This is a genomic window from Klebsiella sp. A-Nf5, assembly GCF_002810545.1.
GTDB classification, from domain to species: domain Bacteria; phylum Pseudomonadota; class Gammaproteobacteria; order Enterobacterales; family Enterobacteriaceae; genus Klebsiella; species Klebsiella variicola.
Genome location: NZ_PIOG01000269.1, coordinates 68708 through 86909, shown reverse-complemented (window position 1 = coordinate 86909; position 18202 = coordinate 68708). Strand labels below are relative to the sequence as shown.

General features: G+C 56.6%; 19 protein-coding genes. 6 read left to right on the top strand and 13 right to left on the bottom strand.

The features are described 5' to 3' along the window. Positions 1-8: 8 nt before the first annotated feature. The 3 genes from CWM53_RS27655 to CWM53_RS27645 all read right to left on the bottom strand — a co-directional run bounded on the left by CWM53_RS27655 (position 9) and on the right by CWM53_RS27645 (position 2170). Positions 9-566, bottom strand: coding sequence for a fimbrial protein (locus CWM53_RS27655; RefSeq protein ID WP_165785140.1), 558 nt, complete (start codon positions 564-566; stop codon positions 9-11). Positions 567-1076: 510 nt separating this feature from the next. Next, entirely contained in the window at positions 1077-1766 is a 690-nt protein-coding gene (locus tag CWM53_RS27650; protein WP_061156101.1) for an LrgB family protein, read from the bottom strand. After that, positions 1763-2170, bottom strand: coding sequence for a CidA/LrgA family protein (locus tag CWM53_RS27645; RefSeq protein WP_100681911.1), 408 nt, complete (start codon positions 2168-2170; stop codon positions 1763-1765). The genes CWM53_RS27650 and CWM53_RS27645 overlap by 4 nt, the downstream gene beginning before the upstream one ends. Before the next feature lie 104 nt (positions 2171-2274). On the opposite strand from CWM53_RS27645, the gene CWM53_RS27640 reads away from it, so the two are divergent. Beyond that, the gene (locus CWM53_RS27640) at positions 2275-3156 is read left to right on the top strand and encodes a LysR family transcriptional regulator (RefSeq protein WP_061156103.1); all 882 of its coding nucleotides are present in this window, start codon (positions 2275-2277) and stop codon (positions 3154-3156) included. A 162-nt stretch (positions 3157-3318) separates the two neighbouring features. On the opposite strand, the gene CWM53_RS27635 is transcribed toward CWM53_RS27640, so the two are convergent. The 4 genes from CWM53_RS27635 to soxR all read right to left on the bottom strand — a co-directional run bounded on the left by CWM53_RS27635 (position 3319) and on the right by soxR (position 8239). Beyond that, the gene (locus tag CWM53_RS27635) at positions 3319-4965 is read right to left on the bottom strand and encodes a Na+/H+ antiporter (protein ID WP_100730093.1); all 1647 of its coding nucleotides are present in this window, start codon (positions 4963-4965) and stop codon (positions 3319-3321) included. A 147-nt stretch (positions 4966-5112) separates the two neighbouring features. Beyond that, positions 5113-6462 (bottom strand): NCS2 family permease, encoded by a 1350-nt coding sequence (locus tag CWM53_RS27630; protein WP_100676121.1) that lies wholly within the window; start codon positions 6460-6462, stop codon positions 5113-5115. A 390-nt stretch (positions 6463-6852) separates the two neighbouring features. Further along, a complete protein-coding gene (locus CWM53_RS27625; RefSeq protein ID WP_100676120.1) occupies positions 6853-7521 on the bottom strand; it encodes a glutathione S-transferase family protein in 669 nt (222 codons plus the stop codon). 259 nt (positions 7522-7780) lie between these two features. Next, on the bottom strand, positions 7781-8239 hold the full coding sequence (gene soxR, locus CWM53_RS27615) for a redox-sensitive transcriptional activator SoxR (RefSeq protein WP_004206331.1): 459 nt from the start codon (positions 8237-8239) through the stop codon (positions 7781-7783). An 84-nt stretch (positions 8240-8323) separates the two neighbouring features. Here soxR and soxS point away from each other — a divergent pair, with 84 nt between their 5' ends. Beyond that, positions 8324-8653 carry a superoxide response transcriptional regulator SoxS gene (soxS, locus tag CWM53_RS27610; RefSeq protein ID WP_004151738.1) on the top strand — a complete coding sequence of 110 codons (330 nt, stop codon included), beginning with the start codon at positions 8324-8326 and terminating at the stop codon, positions 8651-8653. Here the strand turns inward: soxS and CWM53_RS27605 are convergent. Then, positions 8638-10242 (bottom strand): EAL domain-containing protein, encoded by a 1605-nt coding sequence (locus CWM53_RS27605; protein WP_100676119.1) that lies wholly within the window; start codon positions 10240-10242, stop codon positions 8638-8640. The two genes, soxS and CWM53_RS27605, sit on opposite strands and share 16 nt — an antisense overlap. Positions 10243-10749: 507 nt before the next feature. Here CWM53_RS27605 and CWM53_RS27600 point away from each other — a divergent pair. Then, positions 10750-11028, top strand: coding sequence for a YjcB family protein (locus CWM53_RS27600; protein ID WP_061156107.1), 279 nt, complete (start codon positions 10750-10752; stop codon positions 11026-11028). 46 nt (positions 11029-11074) lie between these two features. Here CWM53_RS27600 and CWM53_RS27595 read toward each other — a convergent pair whose 3' ends face one another. From CWM53_RS27595 to CWM53_RS27580, 4 genes are read right to left on the bottom strand one after another with little or no spacing between them, the layout of a single operon-like run. Further along, a complete protein-coding gene (locus CWM53_RS27595; protein WP_074387340.1) occupies positions 11075-11932 on the bottom strand; it encodes an ABC transporter permease in 858 nt (285 codons plus the stop codon). After that, positions 11929-12762, bottom strand: a complete 834-nt coding sequence (locus CWM53_RS27590) for an ABC transporter permease (RefSeq protein WP_008807277.1) — start codon at positions 12760-12762, stop codon at positions 11929-11931. The genes CWM53_RS27595 and CWM53_RS27590 overlap by 4 nt, the downstream gene beginning before the upstream one ends. A 60-nt stretch (positions 12763-12822) precedes the next feature. Further along, positions 12823-13962 carry an extracellular solute-binding protein gene (locus CWM53_RS27585; RefSeq protein ID WP_074387342.1) on the bottom strand — a complete coding sequence of 380 codons (1140 nt, stop codon included), beginning with the start codon at positions 13960-13962 and terminating at the stop codon, positions 12823-12825. A gap of 29 nt (positions 13963-13991) precedes the next feature. Next, positions 13992-15023, bottom strand: a complete 1032-nt coding sequence (locus tag CWM53_RS27580) for an ABC transporter ATP-binding protein (RefSeq protein WP_074387380.1) — start codon at positions 15021-15023, stop codon at positions 13992-13994. Between the two features lie 163 nt (positions 15024-15186). On the opposite strand from CWM53_RS27580, the gene CWM53_RS27575 reads away from it, so the two are divergent. From CWM53_RS27575 to CWM53_RS27565, 3 genes are read left to right on the top strand one after another with little or no spacing between them, the layout of a single operon-like run. Continuing rightward, complete coding sequence (locus tag CWM53_RS27575; RefSeq protein ID WP_074387343.1) at positions 15187-15957, top strand: MBL fold metallo-hydrolase; 771 nt, start codon at positions 15187-15189, stop codon at positions 15955-15957. Continuing rightward, the gene (locus tag CWM53_RS27570) at positions 15954-16967 is read left to right on the top strand and encodes a LacI family DNA-binding transcriptional regulator (RefSeq protein ID WP_074387344.1); all 1014 of its coding nucleotides are present in this window, start codon (positions 15954-15956) and stop codon (positions 16965-16967) included. The genes CWM53_RS27575 and CWM53_RS27570 overlap by 4 nt, the downstream gene beginning before the upstream one ends. 10 nt (positions 16968-16977) lie before the next feature. Further along, positions 16978-17739 carry an inositol monophosphatase family protein gene (locus CWM53_RS27565; protein ID WP_074387345.1) on the top strand — a complete coding sequence of 254 codons (762 nt, stop codon included), beginning with the start codon at positions 16978-16980 and terminating at the stop codon, positions 17737-17739. Positions 17740-17777: 38 nt separating this feature from the next. Here the strand turns inward: CWM53_RS27565 and iraM are convergent, their stop codons facing one another. Next, positions 17778-18131 carry an anti-adapter protein IraM gene (gene iraM, locus CWM53_RS27560; RefSeq protein ID WP_074387346.1) on the bottom strand — a complete coding sequence of 118 codons (354 nt, stop codon included), beginning with the start codon at positions 18129-18131 and terminating at the stop codon, positions 17778-17780. Between the last annotated feature and the right edge of the window lie 71 nt (positions 18132-18202).

Sequence of the window (18202 nt, the reverse complement as noted above, 5' to 3'; positions counted from 1 at the left end):
ACGCCGAATTAATAATAGGTCACGTTATAAGTCACAGTTGTCTGAACGGTACCTTTCGTCGGGTCTTCAGAACCCGCTTTTACCATTTTAACGGTGAACGGGATAGTTGCGGCACCGGAAGAAATATCGACATCCGAACCTTCTTCGTTATTCTTCATCAGGCTGCCAGCTTCGTCATAAAGCGCCACAGCAACCCCCGTTGCCGCGTCAATTGTCGCCTGGTTTTTAAAGTAATCGCTATTCGCGGTATCCGAAACGCCACCAAAAGTGACGCGGGCGATGCTGTTGCCACCGTTTTCCGTGGTCGGGCAATCGGCTAAGCTAAAGGAGAAGTTCTTGGCTGCACCGAATTCATACGCTTTCAGATCCGCTACTGAGGTGGTGCCCATATCAATGGTAGTCACACCGCCATCAATGGTCGCCGTACAGGTGGTATCTGAAACGATCCCATTAAAAGTAATGGTGTTATCGGCCTGGGCAACAGTAGACAGCGCGCTGCAGGCAGAGAAAATCAGGGCACCCGCCAGAAATTTTTTACTCATCTTCATATTTATTCCCATATCCATTATAAAAGACAATCAGTCCGTCAATTGTTTTATGCAGATATATTAGAGAATGAATTTGCATCCGCGCGGCGTCACATACACATTTACGTGACATATGATTTATGATAATTAATATTATACATAAATAAACGACCAGCATTTGAATCCATTCAATAATACAAGCCCGCGTAAAAAGAATAACGAACAGAGGGTAAAAGCTCAATTATTAATGTAAAAATTGATTTTTTAACAAATCACCTTAAAGAATTAGAGAAATAAAATAAACCACCTTTAAAATCATAAGGATACAAACTTATAAAATTCGCGGAGATAATAAAAAATCTATACATCATTCGTGATGTAATTAGATTACCACTGGCTTTGTAATATTTAGTTACAAAGAGAGGATGGTAATAAGAATTGACTTAATCTTTTCTGATGACCAATAACCGGCATAAACAATCAGGGGCGAAAATAGTTCATAACTATTCCGCCCCTCAATATTTCATAACATCAGGCTACGGGATAACGTTAAAACAGCAGCCAGCGCACTAACGGCGCCGCCAGCACCACCACTACGCCAGACAGCATCATCACCAGGCTGGCCACCACGCCCTCCTGCTGGCCCAGCTCATAGGATCGCGCGGTCCCCGCCCCGTGGGACGCCGCGCCAAACCCGGCCCCTTTAGCCATCCCTTCCCGGATAGCCAGGCGTAAAAACAGCATATCCCCTACCGCCATGCCAAAGACGCCGGTGATCACCACAAACAGCGCCACCAGATCGGGCTGACCACCGAGCGGTTTCGCCGCCGCCAGCGCAAAGGGCGTGGTCACCGAGCGCACCGCCAGGCTGCGCTGGATTTCATCAGACAACATCAATCCGCGCGCCAGCCATACGGAGCTGGTCACCGCCACCACCACCGCCGTCACCACCCCGGCGCTGAGCGACATCCAGTGGCGTTTGATCACCGCGACATTTTCATAAACCGGGACGGCAAAGGCGATAGTCGCCGGGCCCAGCAGCCACAGCAGCCAGTGGGTCTCTCCCATATAGCTCTGATAAGAGATATGGCCCAGCACCAGGATCAGCACCAGCAGGATCGGCGTGAACACCAGCGGCATCAGCGGCAGTTTATGAAAACGGCGATACAGCCTTTTATTGGCGTAATAGAGACCCAGCGTCGCCACCAGGCACAGAATGCTCAGCATGACATCATTCATTTTTTTAGCCGGCTCACTTCGTAACGGTAAACCCTGTCGACGACCCAGGCCGTGGCGCCCAGCACCATCAGCGTGCTTAAGGCAATCACCAGGAAAATCCGCCAGCCATCAACCATCAGCAGCTGCGCATAGTTGACCACCGCGACCACCGCCGGGACGAAAAACAGCAGCATCTCCGCCAGCAACCAGCGGGCGCCGGCGCGAACCCAGTTCAGGGGGATCACCCGGCAGACGATCAGCAGCAGGAGCATCACCATGCCGACCAGATTAGGTGGCAACGGCACCTGCCACGTATTCACCAGATATTGCGCAAAAATAAATAACCCGACATAGAGGAGCACCTGCGCCGGGATCTGAAGTCGCTGCGCCACGGCGGGGGCAACGCGAGCTGGCGCGAAGGCCATGAGCGAGATTCCTGAAAAAAGAAGTCAGGCAAGCAGTATAGAGAGCCGCCGAAGCGGACAGAAATGAATTAAAATCATCGCAGGTATAGTCTCAGGGAATAATTATGGATATCCGAACGCTGCGCTATTTCGTTGAAGTGGTTCGTCAGCAGAGTTTTACTCGCGCGGCGGAAAAGCTGTTCGTCACACAGCCCACCATCAGCAAGATGCTCAAAAATCTCGAAGATGAACTGAACTGCACGCTGTTGATCCGCGATGGTCGTAAACTGCTGCTCACCGATACCGGGCGCGTCGTTTTTGAACGCGGCCAGGCGATCCTTGGCGAGTTCAGCCAGCTGGAGTCAGAACTGAGCGATATCAACCACCTGCATAAAGGGGTGCTGCGGCTTGGCATTCCACCGATGGTCGGAATGCTGATGGCGGAGCCGATCAGCCGCTTCCGCGAGCGCTACCCGGGCGTCGAGCTGAAAATCGCCGAGTTTGGCGGCCTGACGGTCCAGCAGGCGGTCAGCAACGGCGAGCTCGATATGGCAATGACCGCCCTGCCCATCGAAGAGGGTAGCCATCTCACCACGCTGCCGTTGTTCAACCACCCGCTGTGCGTCCTGACGCCAAGAACCGCGCCGTGGGAGGGCGTAACCGCCCTCTCGCCGGCAGAGCTGGCGGCATATCCGCTGGTCATCTACAACGAAGAATTTGCCCTCAGCCAGCAGCTGATGCGCCTGTTTACCGAGCATGACGTGAAGCCGCGTATCGCGGTGCGCAGCGGCCAGTGGGATTTTCTCGCCGCGATGGTGCAGGCCGGCATTGGCGTGGCGATCCTGCCCGAGCCGATTTGCCAGCGTCTCGACCCGCAGAACTTTTGCTGGATCCCATTGCAAAGCGAGCTGCGCTGGGAGCTGGGGATGATTTGGCGGGAGGGCGTGTATATGTCGCGCAGCGCTGAGGCCTGGCTGGCGTGCAGTAAGGCGTTCTGGCTGGAATAATTCCCTGGTGACAACGCGTTTCGCAGAGGAATGGGTAGCCCGGGTCAGGCGCTTGCACCGCTGCTAGGGTTTCCCCCGGTCGCGCTAACGCTTACCGGGGCTACACATTTTCTACAGTCTCGCCAGTAGCCCGAATAAGCGTCGCGCTATCCGGATTACAGGTTATTGATCTTCGATTAACAGCGCTTCCAGCAGGTCGAGATCGTGCAGCAGCTTCTGCAGCGTCTCGTTACTGATCTGCCGGGTGGCGCGCAGATGATACAGCTCTCCGCGCTCAGAGCGCAGTGCAGCCAGGCGGAAGCGTCGCTCCAGGCTCTCCTCCAGCATAGAGGTCTCCACGTCGTTACGACCATCGACGCGGCGGCGCAGGTTACCGATCACCCGCGAACTGACTTCGGTCAACAGCTGGTTATCGATATTCTCTTTGGTATCTGCCGCCAGCCGCTCTTCCATCTTCTGGATCGCCACAATCGCCACGTCTGCCGTCGCTGCGCGCGCCAGTCGTTCCTCTTTCCGCTGCTGCACGTTGTCACTCGATTCAATGTGGCGCAGCAGGATCGGCAGCGCAATCACCCCGACGAACAGCGAGAACAGGATCACCCCAGCGGCGAGGAAAATCAGCTCATAGCGCGCCGGGAAAACATTCCCGTCCGGCAGCAGCAGCGGAATCGAGAGCACACCGGCGAGGGTAATCGCCCCACGCACCCCGGCCACAGAGGAGATCAACAGCTCGCGGGTGGTCCAGGAGCCAAACTCCATCGGTTTCTTCTTGAGGAAGCGCTGGCTAAGATTACGCATCGACCACAGCCAGCCAAAACGCACCAGCATCAGCGCGGCATAGATCAGGATAATGTCGGTAAACAGCATCCAGGTCTCGACGTTGGGGTCAGCTTCCGCCGCCACCAGCGAGCTGGAGAGGATATCCGGCAGCTGCAGGCCCAACAGCAGGAAGACCATGCCGTTAAAGACAAACTCCAGCATCGCCCAGGTGCTGTTGGCGCGCAGGCGCATGGCCAACGGCGCGGTACGCATCACGCCGGAACGGGTGATGGTCATCCCCGCCGCCACCGCCGCCAGGATGCCGGAGACACCGATATGTTCGGCAATCAGATAGGAGGCAAACGGCAGCAGGAACAGCAGGACAATCTGCGTGGCGGGTTCATCCCCGCCCCAGCGGCTGAGGAAACGCATCGAACGGCCATACGACCAGCTCACCACAAACCCGGCCAGCACGCCGCCGATCGCCACCTTCAGAAACTCTACGGTCGCGCCGCCAACGGTAAAGACCATGGTGCCCATCGCCACCGCGACGGCAAACTTGAGTGAGACCAGACCGGAAGCGTCGTTCATTAACGCCTCGCCCTGCAGAATGCCCATGATTTTTTTCGGTATCCGCCCTTCCCCGACGATGCCGGAGAGCGCCACGGCATCGGTCGGCGAGAGCACAGCCGCCAGCGCGAACGCCGGGATCAGCGGAATGCCAGGCACAATCCAGTAGATCAGAAAGCCGATGCCGACTACCGTCACGACCACCAGCGCCAGCGCCAGGCCAAGGATCTCCCGCCCGTGTTCAATAAATTCACGGGTCGGCGTTTTCCAGCCGTCGGCGAACAGCAGCGGCGGGATAAACAGGACCAGAAACAGCTCTGGATCAAATTCAACGTGCAAACCGAAGGTCGGCCATGCCAGAAGCGCGCCAATGGCGATTTGCATCAGTGGGAGTGGAACCTGAAAGGGCAGTACACGTGTCACTACCCCGGACAGTGAGACCACGAGGGTCATGATGAGGATGGTAAAGAATATTTCCATGTGTTCCCTGTTTGCTGCGTTTTCTTTTATACCTGTGAGGCGTCGTGCCTGTGAATCATACGCCACCCAGATTAACGCAAATGGAAACAGGATGTGGCTTAAAAATAAAACGGGCGGCCTGAGCCGCCCGTGAGGAGCACGAAGGGTTTAAATCGCCCAACCGCCCGCGTAGAACGCCACCAGCGCCACGGCGATAATCACCGTACCGATGTTCAGCTTGCGCCACTCGCCAGAGACCAGACGGCCAATCACCAGGGTAGCGAAACCGATCATGATGCCGGTCACGATGTTACAGGTCAGCACGATAAACACCGCGGTGATCAGGCCAGCCATCGCGTCAACGAAGTCGTTGAAATCGATTTTCGCCACGTTGCTCAGCATCAGCAGGCCGACGTACATCAGCGCCGGCGCGGTCGCGTAGGCCGGAACCAGATAAGAGAGCGGAGAGAGGAACAGGATCAGCAGGAACAGGACACCGACCGTCACCGCGGTCAGACCGGTTTTACCGCCGGCCGCGGTACCCGCCGCCGATTCAATATACACCGCCGCCGGCGCCGCCCCGACTAAACCGGAGAAGACGCTGCTCAGGGAGTCGGTGGTCAACGCTTTACCGCCGTTGATGATCTGCCCGTCTTTGTCCAGCAGGTTCGCCTGGCCGGCCACCGCGCGGATAGTACCGGTGGCGTCAAACACCGCCGTCATCACCAGCGCCAGCACGCTGGGCAGCACGACCGGGTTCAGCGCGCCGACGATGTCGAGGCTGCCAATCAGCGAGTTGCCTTTATCATCACTCAGGGATGGCATGGCGAAAATACCGGAGAAATGGACGTTCGGATCGAAAATAAGCCCCACAATCGACACGCCAATAATGGTCAGCAGAATGCCGCCCGGCACCTTCATTTTTTCCAGACCAATGATCACCGCAAGGCCAATCAGCGACATCACTACCGGGAAGCTGTCAAATTTGCCCAGCGCCACCGGCAGACCGTCCAGCGGGTTTTTGATCACCAGGCCAACGCCGTTGGCGGCAATCAGCAGCAGAAACAGGCCAATCCCGATCCCGGTACCGTGCGCCACGCCCTGCGGCAGGTTGCGCAAAATCCAGCTGCGGATGCCGGTCGCGGAGATCACCGTAAACAGGACCCCCATCAGGAATACCGCGCCGAGGGCCACCGGAATACTGATCTGCTGCCCCAGCACCAGGCTGAAGGCGGTGAAGGCGGTCAGCGAGATGGCGCAACCGATCGCCATCGGCAGATTTGCCCATAACCCCATCACCAGCGAGCCAACGCCCGCCACCAGACAGGTAGAGACAAACACCGCGGCCGGCGGGAAGCCCGCTTTACCGAGCATGCCCGGCACCACGATGACGGAGTACACCATCGCCAGAAAGGTAGTAAGACCTGCAACAATCTCCTGACGCACGGTGCTACCGCGCGCCGAAATTTTAAACCAGGCGTCTAATGAACCGCCGGTACGCGCTGAAGGCGTAGACATAGAAAACTTCCCCTGAAAATTTTTATTGTTCGTTGATATGCGTGGTGGACCCTCCACTGCCAGTTAAACGCGATCTCCTTGTACCGAATCGCAGCGCCAGGGGGGCTGCAAAAAAGCAAACGTTTAACTCCGCGCATACACTACGGTGTGTCAACCTTATCTCCTCCCCCTGGATAGCAGAAAAAAGAGGGAGCAAAACAGAAAGGCAAACGATTATCCGGCCTTTAGATAACCCTTTTCAACCGATGTTTATCGTATTTCGCTAAATTTCGCTTATGACGAGCAGAAAATAACCAGACGATGCGCAAACGTTATCGTCTATGCGCAATCCGCTAACAAATTTTTAGTGAGTTGCTTTCATTTATCAGCGTCATCGGATCCGCTGATACCTCAGGCGCCGGGTAAAGTGAAGGGGCCACCGCGCTCGATGGCCCGCTGCCAGGCCGGACGCTGCTCCACCCGCTGTCGCCAGGCCTCGATATGGACAAGGTCATGCACGCCACCGCGCGCCAACAGCGCCATCACCGGGAAGCTCATCTGAATATCGGCCATACTCAGACGCTCGCCGGCAAACCATGGCCGCGTGGCAAGATGGTCGTCAATAAACCGCGCATGGGTGGCCAGCTGGGGATCCAGCCACGCTTTTTGAATGCCCTTGCCCAGCAGGGCGCCCAGCGAGCGGACGCCAAAGGGCACAGGGGGTTTACCCAGGCTGGCGAACACCAGCTTCATTAACAGCAGCGGCATCAGCGAGCCTTCGGCATAGTGCAGCCAGAAGCGGTATTGCAGTTTGTCCTCTATCGCCTGCGGCTTCAGCAGCCCGCCGCTGTCCCAGGTCTCCTGCAAATACTCGAGAATGGCCCCAGACTCCGCCAGCACATAGCCGTTGTCTTCCAGCACCGGCGATTTCCCCAACGGATGGACTTTCTTCAGCGCCGCCGGCGCCAGCATCGACCTTTCCCGCTGATAGCGGACTATCTGATAAGGCAGCTGCAGCTCTTCCAGTGCCCACAGTACGCGTTGCGATCGTGATTGATTAAGATGGTGTACTGTCAGCATGGGCCTCTCCCGTGGTTTGTTCGAATTAACTATAGGAACTGGCGCTCATTGCCGGGAAAATTTCGGCAAAATAGTGAGGAAAAAATGGCGGCAGATGCCATAGTTAAAGTGTCGACGCAAACCGGAACCTCCATCAACAGATTGCGCAATACTGAGGGACGTCGATGTCGGGGGAAACCCTCTCGTGAACCAGCGAGATAATGCGAAAGACAAAGACCGGAAAACAACTAAAGCGCCCAGTTGTGGCGCTTTAGTTTTATTACTCCTCTTCCAGCAGCCGGGCGCCAGTCCCCTCTTCCCCCAGCTTATCGCCTGGGTTGCGCAGCGGGCAGTCGCGCCGTGATAAACAGCCGCAACCGATGCAGCCGTCGAGCTGGTCGCGCAACGCCGTCAGGGTATGAATACGCCGGTCCAGCTCCTCACGCCACTGCGATGACAGCATCTTCCACTCTTTTGCGCTGAGATTGTGCCCTTCCGGCAGTACGCCAAACGCGTCGCCGATGGTCGCCAGCGGGATGCCGATGCGTTGCGCAATTTTGATTATCGCCACCGCGCGCAGGACATCGCGCCGGTAACGCCGCTGGTTGCCGGCATTCCGCTGGCTGTGGATCAAACCCTTACTCTCATAAAAATGAAGGGCCGAGACCGCCACGCCGGTTCGTTTTGCCACTTCCCCGGGCGTCAGCAGCATTTTGATGCGGGGTGATTTCTTTTCCATAAAGCGCTTTACCTCAAGTTAACTTGAGGAATTATACTCGCCCGCAGACAAAACGACGAATCGAGAATTGAGAGAGGCCGCTTTATGTCCCATCAGGATATTATTCAAACACTGATTGAATGGATTGATGAACATATCGATCAACCACTTAACATTGATATAGTCGCCAGAAAGTCAGGATACTCGAAATGGTATCTGCAGCGGATGTTCCGTACCGTAATGCATCAGACGCTGGGTGATTATATTCGTCAGCGCCGCCTGCTGCTGGCGGCGGAAGCGTTGCGAACCACTCAGCGACCTATCTTTGATATCGCGATGGATCTGGGCTACGTCTCGCAGCAAACCTTCTCCCGGGTGTTCCGCCGCGAGTTCGACCGCACTCCCAGCGACTACCGCCATCAGATCTCCGCGTGACGCGGCGGCTGAGGCCTGCTTATCGGCGTGGGAGCATTCGCTAACCACTGCATAAACTCCCGCGCCGGCATGGCTTTCGCAAACAGCCAACCCTGACAAAATTGCACGCCGCGCTTGTAGAGCCAGCTGACCTGCTCCGGGGTCTCCACCCCTTCCGCGATAGTTTTTAAACGCAGCCCGCGCGCCATCTCGATGATGTGCTCAGCGATCAGATGGCTGGTGTTGTTGGTGGTTAGCGTATCAACGAAGGTTTTATCGATTTTGAGGATATCGACGTTCAGCGCGTGCAGATTATGCAGATTCGAGTAGCCGGTACCGAAATCATCGATCGCAATCTCATAGCCTGCTTCGCGGAACGCCTGGATCACCGGCGTCGTTTTCGCCACGTCGATAAACCCGCGTTCGGTCACTTCGATTTTGATCTGCCCGATGCAGACCGCATAGCTGTGCGCTTTCTCGCTGATCTGGGAAATAAGCCGCGCCGAGTGGAAATCGGACGCAGAGAGATTGATCGCCACATACAGCTGTGGATGGCTGGCAAGAAACTCACCCATTTCATAAAACAGCTCGTCCACCACGTAGTCCGTGATCTGGGCAATCATGCCTTCATTTTCCGCCAGCGGAATAAACTCCGCCGGATTCATCACCGGGCCGTCAAATCCCGGCCAGCGCAGTAGCGCTTCCGCCCCAACGCAGCGGTTATTTTTAATATCAATAATCGGCTGGTAGTGCAGCCGCAGCTGGCGGCAGCTGAGGGCTCGTTGCAGCATATTGCGCGGCGAATGATACTGCCGACGGGTTCGTGTCCACACCAGCATCAGTAAAATACTGCAAATCAGCCCCAGCGGCAGGGTCAGGCTGGCCTGGTTACAGAAGTTGTGGTAGTAGCTGGCCCGCGAGGTCGACATGATCACGGCGATCGGGCGGATAGCGGAGCGGGCTATCGTATATACCCGGCCATTCTGATTAAAAAAAGCATCGCCTTCGCGAATTAACGCCTGGAGTTCCGCGGGTTCGACATTATCACTCAGCGAGAAAAAGAGGTGAGTTTTGGTATCGAAAACGCCATAGGCTAAATCGCGATCGCTGGCAATCACCGAGCTGAACGAGTAGGGGTTGACCACCACCACATAGGGTCCCTTCTGCATATAATTCATGGCAAAGCCCGGGTAAAACGGCGTATCCCGGTAGTAGTAAATCGCCACATCCGGCTTTTTAGTATAATTCGCCGCCGGCATCCGCCAGCCGGTCGCGGGATGGACAGACGTTGAACAGATAAAGCGCTGGCCCTGAGCGTAGATCATATCTTCCACATACAGCAGACCGCGAACAATATGCAGTAAATAACGCTGGTGCTCCGCTGAGCACAGTTCCCCGCGATACTGGCTAGCTTTCGCCCGAGCCTGTTCCGCTTCGCGGATAACCATTTCCGTTTTTTGCAGCGCCAGCTGCGAAAATGAGTGTAATTGATCAATAGTTTCGGCTTTGGCCCGCAGCTGGGCAAACCACAATGCCAACACCACCGGCAATAAAATAACGACACCGATCCCGACGAGTCTGAGCGCCTTATGCGGCGCACTGTCACCCATTTACGCTTTCATCCATGCGATATGCCTTAATTAAGGTAGCCCGAACACGTTAGCAATCGCGACTGCGATAGACACCCGCAGTAAGTGGCAGGCCCTTCACAGGCGCCATCATTCCAGCGGGTAGTGTTGAATAATACTTATTTATCAGGTATTCGAAAGATATTCTCGTCAGATTAAGAATAGACGTGCATCTGACTCGGTTTCTCCGTGTAATAAACAAGAACAGGTAATAAAACCCGCAGAATAATAATCATTAGCCGCAGAATGAAAATAACTAATGACCATCGCTCACCTATATCCACATAAATATCAGGCTTATTAAGCGCAGCGAAAGCTCATTTTTTGACTGGTGAATAAAGCGCCAAGTGTGATATAGTTCACACAAGTTGATGAAACAGAAATGACGTTTCATCACTCTCTAGTTTGCCAGTCGAGACCAGAGCGCTATGCCATCGTCAGTCGCGCCAGGTCATCTATGGCTCCCCGACTTTCTTTGAGGATAGGTTAATGGCCATTACTACCAGTGTCGTTTTGTTGCGCTGGCCCCTGGTGAGCGCGGTACTGATGTTTCTCGCCAGCTCGTTGAATATCCAGCTACGGAAAAGTGATTATGCCGGTCTGGCGGTGATCTGCAGCTGCCTCGGCCTTGTCGCCGCCTGCTGGTTCGCCACCGGTTTGCTGGGCATCACCCTGATCGATATCGCCAAAATCTGGGGCAACATCAAAGATGTGATGATTGAGGTCATGAGTCAGACCCCGCCAGAATGGCCAATGATGATGACCTGATGTTAAAAAGCTTCCCACCGGGAAGCTTTTTTGTTTTCTACCGTCCTTATTTCCCCAGTTTCGCCATCATCTCCGGACGCATAAATTTATGGATCACCACCATAAAGAGCAGCGATGGCACCAGCAAAATCAGCGCCGTAATCGACGAGACCTGATAGTTACCCGACATGCTGGCGTTATAGAGCAGTAGCGGCAGCGTGGTGATATCCGGCGCGCCGACAAAGAAGGTGCCGGTAAATTCATCCAGCGATTCCAGAAAAACGAAGATGCTGGCGGCAACGATCCCCGGCGCCGCCTGCGGCAGCACAATGTGCCAGAAGGTATACACCGGTCCGGCGCCAAGGTTACGCGACGCCCGCGCCAGCAGCGGGTCGATGGATGAGAAGGCTGCCACACAGATCCACACCGAATACATCAGGCCGTGGACGCTATGCACCAGCACCACCCCCGCGATACTGCCGTTCAATCCCCACTGATAAAACAATCGGGCAACATTCATGTATACCGTCAGGTTGGGAAAGGCCTGCGGGATGAGAAACAGCAGCATAAACAGCACCCGCAGCGGCATTTTCCGCCGGGAAAGTGCATAGCCGGCGGGTACGGAAATCAGCAAACAGACCCCCACCGACAACAGGGCGATCAACACGCTGGTTAACAGCGAACCGGACACATCGCTGTATGGGTTGAAAACCTGATACCAGTACTTCAGCCCCCACTGACTGGGCAGCGAATGGGGAAAATACCAGCTTTCCGCTACGGTCCAGATCAACAGGTTCAGCAGCGGGCCAAACATCGCCAGCAGCATAAACAGCAGCAGCAGGGTCTGCAGCGCCAGGCTGGCGCGCACTTTACGGCGCCCTTTTACCCACCATGTCGGGGATGAGGCGAGGGTCAGCGCTTTCATGATTCCCCTCCTTTTTGCTGCAGGCTGTGGCGCAGGTAAAACCACGACAGCGCGCCGCAGATCGCCAGCGACACTACGCCAAGCGCATTCGCCACCGCGTAATCGCCATAGGAATTCACGCGAAACGCCATATCCACCGTCAGCATCGTCGGCGTCCCTACGCCGATCATCAACGGTACCGACAGCACCGACATCATGGTCACCGTCGACAGCACCAGCGCCACGCCGATGGTCGGCAGGACCTGCGGCAGCATGATATCGAACAGGATCCGCGGCCGGGAGGCGCCAAGGTTACGTGCAGCAAGGATCTGCGACGACTCCAGCGCCGCCATCGCCCCGCAGATCAGCAGTGTGGCAAAGGCCAGTTGCTTCCAGACAAAGGTGATCACTATCCCTTTCCATCCTAGCCAGGAGAGCGTCTCCAGCGGCGTGACCAGGTCGGCCGCCACCAGCGCATTGTTCATCAGGCCATTTTTGGCGAGAAAAGTGCGCATCATCTGGGCGACGACAATAAACGGAATAAACAACGGTAAGCGATACAAAAAACCCAGCAGACGAACAACGGGTCGGCACGGTGACAGCGCAATCACTGCCGACAGGGTAATGGCGATCAGCGCTAACAGCGCCACTGAGACCAGTACGATAATCAGCGAAAAGAGCACATCACTGGCGTAAAGCGCATAGACCTTGCGGAAGTGATCGAGTGTGAACGGCTGTCCCGGCGCGGTAAACGCCGAGACCAGCGAAAACCCCAGCGGATACAAAAACAGGATCGCGATCATCAGCGCCGCCGGAGCAACCAGCAGCAGATATTTTAATGAACTGGACATAATGCACCTGACGTCAGCACAAGAAAGCGCCCGGGCCGACAACCCGGGCGGGAGAAGGCGTTAGTTGGCCACCTGGCTTTCGTAACCCTCTTTGATGTCGTCAAAATAGGGAGCGATCGGGAAGCTTTTGCCATACTTTGCCAGCGCTTCCGGCGAGATTTCGGCAAACAGCTTTTGCCAGGTCGCCGTATCCAGCTTCGGCTTCACCTGCCCGGCGTCGATGCCCGGATACCAGTTAAACTGCTTAACGATCCCCTGCGCTTGCACTTCCGGACTGGTGGCCAGCGCGATAAAGTCGCGCGCCAGCTGCGGATTCGCCGCCTTCGCCGGGATGACGTAATACATCGGCTGACCCGGCATACCCGGCGCCAGTAAAGCAAGCTTGATCGAGGGCGGCAGCTTGCCCTGATCTTTCCAGCTATAGAACATATCGACCCACACCGGGCCCATGGCGATTTCCCCCCGGCTCAGCATGTCGAGCGTCCCGGCGTTGCCCGGAGTGAAAGTCACGTTTTTATTGAACGCCTTCAGCTTCTCATAGGCCTGCTGCCAGCCTTTTTCGACGCTTTTATCATAGGGCCCGGCGGAGAGACGCTGGGCGTCGGTCCCGTAGGCGTAGATCCAGCCCACCACAAAGCTGACGCCGGACATGCCGTTTTTGATGCCGTTATAGCCAAAAGCCTGCGGATGTTTCTGCGTCCAGGCCACCAGCTCGTCATACGACGCCGGTGGGGTACTGACCAGATCGCTGTTCCAGGCGATAGCGGTCTGGCTTAAGAACATCGGCATGACGTATCCGTCGACGTTAACGCCCAGCGCCTGAGTGGCGCTCGGCGAACTCACCATGCCGCCGGTCTGAATATCCTGACGGTATTTTTGCAGTAATCCCTTTTCCACCTGCTCACCGCCCGCCTTCTGGTGCACCACCGCGACGTCGATATCCCACTGCTGCGCGCCGCTCTCCTGCTGGGCCGCCAGCTTCTCGCTGATTTTATTCGACCCGGCGTCGCCGGGGCCGGTACCGATCACCCGCACCTTGACGCCGGGATGAGCGGCTTCAAATTTTGGCCCCAGCCAGGTTTTTACATAATCCACCATATTCTGATCGCCCGCGGTGGCGACGTTAAGAATGGTGTCGGCCTGTGCGCCAACGCTCAGGAAGAGGGTCGTTACGATCGCTGCTTTCGTCTTAGTCAACATGGATTGTCCCCAGAATGAACACGCTGATATCACTGTGATAGTGGTAAAGGAAAAATATGCAGAGCCGGCGTTGGCACATGGAGTCGGACGCGGCTTTTCGTCGGCCAGCATTGCGCGGCATCGGCCAGTAGCAGGCGGTCATGGCAGCGCACGCTGTGGCGATACAGATTGCCCAGAAACGCGCTTTGCTCCACCACGCCCTCCAGAGCAAGTCCCTCCTGCGGCGCAGGCTGCGTTAATTCACCGAGCGCGGCATCGGCGCTGCGAAAATAAATAACTTTTTCACCCTGCTGAGCGGCGGATAAACCGGATATTGCGGCAGCGGATAATTCACCGGAGGTTATTTTATTATCGGCGCCCATAAAATCAGCGACGAAGGGCGTCGCGGGATGTTGATATATTTGCTCCGGGGTGCCAGTTTGTTCAATACGCCCCTGATTTAATACCGCAATGCGGTCCGCCATCACTAAGGCTTCCTGCTGATCGTGGGTGACAATTAATGACGTGAAACCCAATCTCTTTTGCAGAGATTTAATTTCATGGCGCACATTCAGGCGCACTTTGGCATCCAGATTAGATAACGGCTCATCCAGCACCAGCACCTGGGGCTCTATGGCCAGGGCTCTCGCCAGCGCCACCCGCTGCCGCTGGCCACCCGACAGTTCAGTCACTTTCACCTCGCCAAGCCCTTCGAGATTGACTATTCGCAGCAGCTCTGCCACCCGCCGCGCGATATCCGCCCCGCGCCACTTGCGCAGCTTCAGGCCATAGCCGATATTGCGCGCTACCGTCAGGTGCGGCCACAGGGCGTAGCTTTGAAACACCATGGTGATATTGCGCTGCTCCGGCGCAAGATGGGTGATCGTTCGACTGGCAATAGTCATCTCGCCGCTTTGCACCGGAATAAAGCCGCAGAGCGCGTTCAGCAGCGTGGTTTTTCCGCATCCCGATGGGCCCAGCAGGGCAATCATTTCCCCTTGCTCGACCGCCAGATCGATATTATGTAAAACCACGTTATCGCCATAACTAATTTTAAGGCCGGTGATCTGTAAATAACTCATATTCGCTACCTGAAAGCGCTGCTGCGGCATTTTTTTTAGCAAGGTGAACACGTGTTCATTTGGCTGTAAAAAAAATGCAACGTTAACTCGACATGATGTGAGCCTACTTTGTCGGGTATTTATGACAATTTAATTAAGCGGCAAAAAATTTTGGCGAGGGTCAATGAAAATAGATGTGCTTGGCTGCGGGAGCGCCTTTTCCTGCACGCAAAATACCTCCGCGCTGCGGGTGATCGATGCGGACAACAAACAGTGGTTAATCGACTGCGGCCCCACCGTTCCCCGCGCACTCTGGCAGCGCGGCGGCGGGGTCAATGATATTGACGCGATCTACTTCACCCACGTCCATCCGGATCACTGCACCGGTCTGACGGCGCTGCTGAATTACTGGAAAAGTAACGCCCGCCAGAAGCCGCTGATTATCTACTGCCAGCCAGCGCAGCAGCCGGTGCTCATGCAGTTGGCCGCGCTGGCGAACTGGCCTCAGGCGGACCCTGGTTTCACCATCGACTGGCAGGAATGCCGTGAAGCCTGGACGTGGCAGGACTGGCAGATCCGCACCGCTGCCACCCAGCATGAGCTGAGTAATCGCGCCATCCGCATCACCATTGCCGGGCAGACGCTGTTTTACAGCGGCGATGGCCGGCCGACCGCCGACTCGATAGCCCTGATGGCCGGCGCCGGGCTGGCGTTTCAGGAGTGTGCCTCAGTGGCGGCCCTTGACGACGATGCCTCTCATGGCGATTTCCCCTCCTGCCTGATGCTGTTCAGAACGCTGCAGCTCCCGGCGCTGGGGCTCTATCACTGCGAGGACGCCGCCCTGCCGGCGCTGAAGCAGGCCTGTCAGCCGTGGCAGGGATTATTTGTGTCGCAGGATGGGGACCACTTTACGCTGCCGCGTCCCGCATTCGCCGATGAGGCGCATGCCCTATGAGCCCACGTAAACCCAGCGTCACCGCCCAGGATGTGGCCAGACTGGCCGGCGTCTCCCGGGCGGTGGTGTCACGCGCGCTGAGCCGCAACGGCAGCATCTCTCCCGACGCCCGGGCGCGGGTGCTGCGCGCCGCCGAAGAGCTGGGGTACCAGGTTAACTTCCTTGCCCAGGGGCTCAATCGCCAGCGCAGCCACTTAATCGGCGTGATCGTCTCACGCATCAGCGATCCTTTTCGCAGCGCCCTGCTTGATGCCCTGCTCAACGAGATCCAGCGCCAGGGCTTTCAGGCGCTGGTGAGCGAGATCCACAGCGAGCAGGACCTGGCGCACACCCTGCGCCGTTTCACGCAGTTTCGCGTCTCAGGCGTTATCGTCACCTCCGGCCAGCCGCCGGAGGCGTTGGTGAATGAGTGCGTCCAGCAGCATATCCCGGTAGTGGGCATAAACCGCCAGCCGACGATCCCCGGGGTGGATTACGTCTGCTCTGACAACGTCGCGGGAGCCGAACTGGCGGCCGACCAGTTGCTGCGCAGCGGCTGCCGGCGGTTTGGCTGGCTCAACCACTCACCTTCCACCTGGGCCGGGCGCATGCGTGGGGAAGCATTCAGCCGGGCACTGCAGGCGCGCGGAGTGGACGTCGAACGCAATCTGGCGATCCTCGCCTGCCCGGAAGAGGGCTATACGGGCGGGTTTCAGGCCGCGGCGCTCGCCGACGAGGCGCTGGAGGGGATCTTCTGCGCTAACGCCCAGATTGCCTGCGGCTTTCTCGATGGAATGCGCCAGCGCGGCAAACAGGCGCCTGAGGATTACCAGCTAATTGGTTTTGATAACACGCCGCCGACCGCGCAATATAGCTACCAGCTCACCACGCTACATCAGGATGTGGCGGCGATCTCCCGCCAGGCGCTCGCCCGGCTGCAGGAGCGCACCGTCGACCCTTTACAACCTTCACGCACCACCTGGGTGGAGGTGACGTTAATTCACCGGCGCACGTCGCCCTTTGTTATCTGAGAGCAGGACCATGACGGAAGCACAACGAGAGTCATTATGCGCCTTGATTCGCCAGGCAGGCGCCCACGCCCAGGCGCTGCGCGATGCGGGATTGCAGGTCGATAAAAAATCGCGCCAGGACTTTGTGTCGCAAGCGGATCTCGCGGTAGAACAGGAGATTAAAGGGTGGCTGAAGGCGCACTTTCCGCAGGAGGGTTTCCTCGGTGAAGAGAGCGGTTTCGAAGGCGATGAGCACACCGTCTGGGTGCTTGACCCCGTGGATGGCACCACCAACTTTATCCTTGGCATGGATTACTGGTGTATCTCACTGGCGAGAGTGTGCCAGGGCGAACTCTCGCTCGGCATCATCTACGCTCCCGATCGCGATGAGTTTTTCTTCGCCGGCCGCGGCGAAGGGGCGTTTCTCAACGGTCGTCGCCTGACGCTGCGCGAGCCGGATCCCGACGCGGTGGTGATCGGCATGGGGCGCTCCAGCCGCGCCCCGGCCAGCGACTATGCCCGGGCCATCGACACGCTGCTCGACGCCGGACTGGAGTATCGCCGTTTTGGCGCGGGCGCCCTGATGCTGGCGCATGTCGCTGCCGGTCAGATCCATGGCTATTATGAAGCGCATATGAACAGCTGGGACGCGCTGGCGGGTATGCTGTTGATTGAGGAGGCGGGGGGAACGTGCAATGCCTTTCTCGCCAATGAAGGGCTGCGGCAAGGCAACCTCGTCCTCGCCGGCTGTGCAAGCGTCCAGCCGCGAATGGCCGCCCTGCTGGTCAAATAACATCGCGCCGCCGGTAGCCGACCGGCGGCTTTCTCGGGCTAACGCCAGGGTTCACCGCGGGGAATATTATTCGGGCAGCGCTTAATTGCGCAAAAGGACTGGAAAAAACAGGAGTCAGACTGCTTGCCGCCAGCCTGATACGGGCATGATGGCCGTTCGCGTAATTTCTCCCACTGCGCCTCGTCATACACCGCAATATTGTAGATTTTTAATGAATGATACTGGTCATTAATTAAAACTCTCGAGGAATAGAGCTTCATCGACTCGCCGGGCAGCAGTATCACATCGGCCTCGTACCACATAATAAATTTTAAGAAACGCAGGCTGGATATTGCCGAAAAGGCGATGCCGGATTGCGGGCAGATGAGAGTATTAAGAATAGTCCATTTCATATTCCTTCCTTATAAAAGATGCTACAAATTATTACCTTATATAGTGATAGCATCCATTATTATAAACTGCA

Coding starts and splice junctions, on each gene's coding strand:
- CWM53_RS27655 (WP_165785140.1), bottom strand. CDS start 566: ATGGATATGGGAATAAATATGAAGATGAGTAAAAAATTTCTGGCGGGT.
- CWM53_RS27650 (WP_061156101.1), bottom strand. CDS start 1,766: ATGAATGATGTCATGCTGAGCATTCTGTGCCTGGTGGCGACGCTGGGT.
- CWM53_RS27645 (WP_100681911.1), bottom strand. CDS start 2,170: ATGGCCTTCGCGCCAGCTCGCGTTGCCCCCGCCGTGGCGCAGCGACTT.
- CWM53_RS27640 (WP_061156103.1), top strand. CDS start 2,275: ATGGATATCCGAACGCTGCGCTATTTCGTTGAAGTGGTTCGTCAGCAG.
- CWM53_RS27635 (WP_100730093.1), bottom strand. CDS start 4,965: ATGGAAATATTCTTTACCATCCTCATCATGACCCTCGTGGTCTCACTG.
- CWM53_RS27630 (WP_100676121.1), bottom strand. CDS start 6,462: ATGTCTACGCCTTCAGCGCGTACCGGCGGTTCATTAGACGCCTGGTTT.
- CWM53_RS27625 (WP_100676120.1), bottom strand. CDS start 7,521: ATGCTGACAGTACACCATCTTAATCAATCACGATCGCAACGCGTACTG.
- soxR (WP_004206331.1), bottom strand. CDS start 8,239: ATGGAAAAGAAATCACCCCGCATCAAAATGCTGCTGACGCCCGGGGAA.
- soxS (WP_004151738.1), top strand. CDS start 8,324: ATGTCCCATCAGGATATTATTCAAACACTGATTGAATGGATTGATGAA.
- CWM53_RS27605 (WP_100676119.1), bottom strand. CDS start 10,242: ATGGGTGACAGTGCGCCGCATAAGGCGCTCAGACTCGTCGGGATCGGT.
- CWM53_RS27600 (WP_061156107.1), top strand. CDS start 10,750: ATGGCCATTACTACCAGTGTCGTTTTGTTGCGCTGGCCCCTGGTGAGC.
- CWM53_RS27595 (WP_074387340.1), bottom strand. CDS start 11,932: ATGAAAGCGCTGACCCTCGCCTCATCCCCGACATGGTGGGTAAAAGGG.
- CWM53_RS27590 (WP_008807277.1), bottom strand. CDS start 12,762: ATGTCCAGTTCATTAAAATATCTGCTGCTGGTTGCTCCGGCGGCGCTG.
- CWM53_RS27585 (WP_074387342.1), bottom strand. CDS start 13,962: ATGTTGACTAAGACGAAAGCAGCGATCGTAACGACCCTCTTCCTGAGC.
- CWM53_RS27580 (WP_074387380.1), bottom strand. CDS start 15,023: ATGAGTTATTTACAGATCACCGGCCTTAAAATTAGTTATGGCGATAAC.
- CWM53_RS27575 (WP_074387343.1), top strand. CDS start 15,187: ATGAAAATAGATGTGCTTGGCTGCGGGAGCGCCTTTTCCTGCACGCAA.
- CWM53_RS27570 (WP_074387344.1), top strand. CDS start 15,954: ATGAGCCCACGTAAACCCAGCGTCACCGCCCAGGATGTGGCCAGACTG.
- CWM53_RS27565 (WP_074387345.1), top strand. CDS start 16,978: ATGACGGAAGCACAACGAGAGTCATTATGCGCCTTGATTCGCCAGGCA.
- iraM (WP_074387346.1), bottom strand. CDS start 18,131: ATGAAATGGACTATTCTTAATACTCTCATCTGCCCGCAATCCGGCATC.